The 5,909-nt window shown below is 68.0% G+C and carries 3 protein-coding genes; 1 reads left to right on the top strand and 2 read right to left on the bottom strand.

The window, feature by feature from the left end; translation table 11 throughout:
* The coding region (locus HII36_RS52635) for a Na+/H+ antiporter NhaA (RefSeq protein ID WP_236005101.1) at positions 1–364 on the bottom strand (364 nt) is incomplete at its 3' end.
* Positions 365–953: 589 nt separating this feature from the next.
* Positions 954–2,927: an acetate--CoA ligase gene (acs, locus tag HII36_RS52630; RefSeq protein WP_173530930.1), complete on the bottom strand. Its 1,974-nt coding sequence runs from the start codon at positions 2,925–2,927 to the stop codon at positions 954–956.
* A 783-nt stretch (positions 2,928–3,710) separates the two neighbouring features.
* Between acs and HII36_RS57585 the strand changes: the two genes are divergently transcribed.
* Positions 3,711–4,652, top strand: coding sequence for a Fic family protein (locus HII36_RS57585; protein WP_328808294.1), 942 nt, complete (start codon positions 3,711–3,713; stop codon positions 4,650–4,652).
* Positions 4,653–5,909 lie beyond the last annotated feature (1,257 nt).

The following is a 5,909-nucleotide window of genomic DNA, read 5'->3' as shown; positions in this document are numbered from 1 at the left end:
CCCACGAGATCGCCAGGTAGACGACGGCGGGCACCACCATGCCGGCCAGCGAGGCGATGATCGGCAGCGCGGCCTTGCGCAGGTTCGACAGTTCGCCGTGGACGAACTCCTCCTTGACCTCCAGGCCGGCCACGAAGAAGAAGATCGTCAGGAGGCCGTTCTGGGCCCACTTGTACAGTTCGAGCGGGCCGAGCGGGGTTTCGCGGAGTGCCGTGTACGTGTCGAGTGACGTGTTGGCCCAGATCAGGGCGGCGACGGTGGCGATCAGCATGATCACGCCGCCGATGGTCTCGGTGCGGAGGGCTTCGGCGAGGGTGCGGGCGTAGCGGACGGTGGGCGCGAAAGGCCACTTCTCGGTGCGCAAGGGACTCCCATGGGTCGTCAGGCCCAGGGGACGCTCCCCTGACACCGCCGACCCGTCTTCCCGGCACACCTGGGTACCAGGGTACCTAAACGGGACGATTCACCATCAGCACCCCTAACCCCAACAACCCGGACGCTGGATGGGTACGGCGGAAAGCCGGCCCGCTGCCCCGGCTATCAAGGGCCCGGGCTGGCGAAGGCGGGAAGCTTGCAGCGTCCTCCGGCCAGTTCGATGGGATGCCCAATCCCCAATGGACCTCGGCTGACGGCGGCGGGAGAGTTTGCAGCCTGCCCCGAGCGGTTCGAGGGCCATGCCCATCGTCTTCCCCAAGGGACCTCAGCTGGCGGCGGCGGGAAAGTTTGCGGCCTGCCTGGGGCGGTCTGAAGGGCGATGCCCATCGCTTTTCCTCAAAGGGACCTCGGCTGGCGGCGGCGGGAGAGTCTGGGGCTTGCCCTGGCGGTCAGAGGGGCGATGCCCATCGCCTTCCCCGAAGGGACCTCGGCTGGCGGCGGTGGGAAAGCCGACACCCCGCCGTCCCGGCCTCCCCGAAGGGAGGTTGGCCCGTGACGGCGGGGTGCGGTTAACGGTGTCAGTCCTCCGACTTGGCCGAAGGCAGCTTCTCCGAGATGAGGTTCATCACCGTGCTGTCGGCCAGCGTCGTGACGTCCCCGATGCTCCGGTTCTCCGCCACGTCACGCAGCAACCGCCGCATGATCTTCCCGGAGCGGGTCTTGGGCAGCTCGGGCACCACCAGGATCTGCCGCGGCTTGGCGATCGGCCCGAGCGTCTTGGCCACGTGGTTACGCAGCTCGGCCGCGATGTCGTCGCTCTCCTCCGCCGACCCGCGCAGGATCACGAACGACACGATCGCCTGCCCCGTCACCGGGTCGGTGGCGCCCACGACCGCCGCCTCGGCCACCTTCGGGTGGCTGACCAGCGCGCTCTCCACCTCGGTGGTGGAGATGTTGTGCCCGGACACCAGCATGACGTCGTCCACGCGGCCGAGCAGCCACAGGTCGCCGTCCTCGTCCTTCTTGGCGCCGTCGCCGGGGAAGTACATGCCTTCGAACCGGCTCCAGTACGTGTCGATGTAGCGCTGGTCGTCACCCCAGATCGTGCGCAGCATCGCCGGCCACGGCTCGCGGACCACGAGGAACCCGCCGCCGCCGTTCGGGACGCTGTTGCCCAGATCGTCCACCACGTCGGCGACGACGCCGGGCAGCGGACGCATGGCCGCGCCCGGCTTGCCCGAGGTCACGCCGGGCAGCGGGCTGATCATGATGGCCCCGGTCTCGGTCTGCCACCAGGTGTCGACCACCGGGCAGCGCTCGCCGCCGATGTGCTCGCGGTACCAGACGTACGCCTCGGGGTTGATCGGCTCGCCGACCGAGCCCAGGATGCGCAGGCTGGACATGTCGAACTTGGCCGGGATGTCGTCGCCCCACTTCATGAACGTCCGGATGGCCGTCGGGGCGGTGTACAGGATGGTGACCTTGTACTTCTGGACGACCTCCCAGAACCGGCCGCGGTGCGGCGTGTCGGGGGTGCCCTCGTAGATGACGCTGGTGGCGCCGTTGGCGAGCGGGCCGTAAACGATGTAGGAGTGCCCGGTCACCCAGCCGATGTCGGCGGTGCACCAGTAGATGTCGGTCTCGGGCTTGAGGTCGAAGACCGCGTGGTGCGTCCAGGCGGTCTGGGCGAGGTAGCCGCCGGTGGTGTGCAGGATGCCCTTCGGCCGGCCGGTCGTGCCGCTCGTGTACAGGATGTACAGCGGGTCTTCGGCGCCGTGCGGCTGGGCCTCGTGCTCCTCGCTCTGGCGGTCGACCACGTCGTGCCACCACAGGTCCTTGTCGTTCCACGCGACGTCCTGACCGGTGCGACGTACCACCAGGACGTTCTCGACCTGCGGGGACTCGGCGACGGCCTCGTCCACGGTCGGCTTGAGCGCGGACGGGTTGCCCCTGCGGTAGCCGCCGTCGGCGGTGATCACGAGCTTGGCGTCGGCGTCGTGGATGCGGCTCTTGAGCGCGCTGGCGGAGAAGCCGCCGAACACCACCGAGTGGATCGCGCCGATGCGGGCGCAGGCCAGCATCGCGATCGGCAGCTCGGGGATCATCGGCATGTAGATGGCGACCCGGTCGCCCTTGCTCACGCCCAGCTCGGTCAGCGCGTTGGCGGCCTTGCTGACCTCGCGCTTGAGGTCGCTGTAGGTGAGCGTGCGGCTGTCGCCCTCCGGCTCACCCTCCCAGTAGTAGGCGACCTTGTCGCCGCGTCCCTCTTCGACGTGCCTGTCGACGCAGTTGTAGGCGACGTTCAGCTCACCGCCGACGAACCACTTGGCGAACGGGGCATTCCACTCCAGCGTGGTGTCCCACCGTTTGGCCCAGGTCAAGCGCTCGGCCACACGGTCCCAGAAGCCGAGGCGGTCGTCCGCGGCCTCGTCATATGCGGCTGCGGTCACGTTAGCGGCCGCCGCCAGGTCAGCAGGTGGTGCGAACCGGCGGTTCTCCTGCAGCAAGTTGGACAGAGCCTGGGTCTCGTTGCCAGGGGTCTCCGGGGCCACCTCGTGCTCCTTCTATGGCCAGATGGGATAGGTCGTGTCCCACTTCACCAGCTCACAGCCTCCGTCCACAAGAGGTCTAGACAGGTCTGTACCGAGAGGTCTGGGTTGACCGGCTTCTTATCAGGTCGCATTACAAATGCTATTGAACCGTTGTCATCTTGAAATCCAGAGAATATGTCGTGTGCGGGCGAGTCGGTGTGGCGGTTTTATGGGCGGGCTTGGTGGTGGGTTCCTTGGCGCGTTTCTGTGGATAACCGGGGGCTGCCGGGAGGGCTTCTGGAGGCCGTGCGGTCGTACACGATCGGTAGACATCGGTGGGCATTGGCCCGCGCGGGCCGTCATCTAGATCATCGGACCTCTGGACCGTGACACGAGCCGTACTCACTCTTTGCGGACGTGGGGCGCGGGGCTGTGTGTTGCCGGGGTCATGGGCCGTGCGAGGTCGGCCGGAGCGCCGGCGAATCCACGTGATCACGGGACCTCGGCAGGCAGGCGCAGGACCGCGGGAAGACGGGATCCCGGACTGAGGGGAGGCGGGATCGCGGGACTGCGGGAGCGCGGAATGGGGGAGCGCGGAATGGGGGCACCACGCGGATCGCGCGAGACGGCGAGTCCTGTGCGGACCGCGGGGTTGCAGGAGGCGCGCGGATCGCGGGATCGCGGGAGGCGTGCCGGTCGCGGGATCGCGGGAGGCGTGCCGATCGCGGCATTTCAAGAGGCGTGCGGCGTGGAGCGGACCCGGCCGTGAAGGGCGCGTTGTACTCGCGGGTAAGGTCGGATTCCGTGAGTGACCCATTGGCCGTCATCGCGCAGTTCCCCGGCGTCCCCGAGGCGGTGGACGAGGCGCGGCAGGCCGTTGACCGGCTGTATCGCCACCGTGTCCTGCGCCGCGCCAGCCCCGCCGTCTCGACCGAGTCGTCCCTGCGCGGGGCGCGCGCGTCGGCCGCCATCGAGGGCGCGGACGTGCCGCTGGACGCGCTGCGCCGCGACGAGGTGCACGATCCCGTGGTGCAGGGCGCACTGCGAGCGTCGGCCGAGATGGGCCGCCTGGGCGCCACCTGGCGCAAGGCTCCGCGCCAGGTACTCGCCCGCCTGCACACGGTCGCCGCCGCCGGCCTGCTCCCGGACCCCGCCACCGCACCACCCTCCGGACCAGGCCTTTCCTCGGGACCGGGACCTTCTTCGGGACCAGGACCTTCCTCCGGATCAGGACCTTCGACAAGCCCGGAACCTTCGGAATCTTCGCGGACTTCGGGACCTTTGGGACCTTCGGGAGGGCCGGGACCTCAGGCTGAGCTGGGCCGCCCCCGTACGACCGACGGCGCCCCCGACCCGCTCGGACTGGGCCCGGCGCCGAGCGCGTCGGAGGCGTCCGCACGCATGGACGCCCTGTTCGAGCTGCTGAGCCAGCCCACGAAGGCCCCCGCGATCGTGCTGGCCGCCATCGTCCACGCGGAGCTGGCGGCACTGCGCCCGTTCGGCACGGCCGACGGCGTCGTGGCACGCTCGGCGGAACGGCTCACGCTGGTCGAGTACGGCCTGGACCCGAAGTCGCTGGTAGCCGTGGAAGTGGGACACCTCGAGCTGCCGTACGCGGAGGCGCTGCGCGCGTACCTGACTGGCACTCAGGAGGGCGTCGGCCAGTGGGTACAACACTGTGCCTCCGCGGTAACCCTGGGGGTGCGGGAGACGACGGCCATCTGCGAGGCCATGCAGCGAGGCTGACGGAGAGCAGCCGACATAGCTGACGGCGTCTCAATCAAGAGACGCCGTCTGCCGGTACATCACACCGGGTTACCAAGCGTGCACCTGTATTCGTCGGAGCGGGTCAAGCCCGTCTCGACGCGCCTCCCGCGGCTGGTCGCGCGTGGGTGCCCGGTAGATGCACCCGGACAAGTGGTCCGTGTCACCTTTGTACGACGGATCCGCCCTGATGGGAACCCCTTGGACCAAGACCTTTACCCACGGGAGGAACAGCCGGTGGTGTGCCTTGGGCGACTGATACGACATCACCCGGTTACCAACCTGTGACGATCACGCTCTGTGATCACCTTTATGTGATCGTTATGGGGTGGCGAAAAAACTTGGCGAAAATGCGAGATTGCTCCTCGACGAAACTCGAGTCCATCGGGCAGCATACGGTGGTATCGCCCGAAACTGGAGCGACTGTGCAAGGGATAGGTTTCCAAGTCCCTTGCCATGCTCTGGTCAAGTGATGAAAGCTTTCTTCTGAAACGGGACCGGCTCTACCCCCCCGGAGCCGGACCGATCAGGCGACCCCCGCTCTCCCCCCCGGCGGGGGTCGCCCCTTTTCTATCCCCATGCGCGCCACGAGCCCCCGGCCACCACACGCTCCCCAGGCCTATCAGCGCACTCCCGACCCACCACCCGGCATCTCACTCCTGGCCGTTCCTGCCTCCGCAGCTTCAGGGTCCCGGGCCTCAGGTCTCACCCTCGAACCCGTCCACCAGGCGTGCCGGGATCTTGAGCTCCCGAACCCGAGCAGGCGAGAACCCGAGCCTCCCGAAGCCCAAACGAGTCAGCCCCGCAGCAAGCCAAAGCCAGCGGCAACGCCCTCAGCTCCCGGCCGTCGCGCCTTCCCCAGATCTCAGCTCCCCGAGACCTCAACCCAGAACCCAGCTCCCCAGATCTCCGGCTCCCAGAACCGCCGATCGCCCTGAGGCGCACTCCCAGTTAGAGCCCAAGGCGCACGACCGCTGCGACGCCATGCCGAGGCAAGACACCCGGCTCCATCCCGCCCGACAGCCCGCATCAGCGGTTCCTAGATCCATCTACTTTGAGGCTGCCTCTCGCAATCGCCCCTGAACACCCATCCACCCCAGAGCCCCAGAAGTCGGTTGCGTCCACGGAGGTGGTGTACGAGTTTCACCTGGTCACAGGCGTGCCGCCGGGAAATGAGGACGGTCATCGCGTGATCCTTTGAATGCGACACTTCAAGATCAAAGGAGACACGTGATGACC

The sequence above is a fragment of the Nonomuraea antri genome (assembly GCF_013283785.1).
Taxonomy (GTDB): domain Bacteria; phylum Actinomycetota; class Actinomycetes; order Streptosporangiales; family Streptosporangiaceae; genus Nonomuraea; species Nonomuraea antri.
This window is presented reverse-complemented; position numbering and strand designations above follow the sequence as displayed.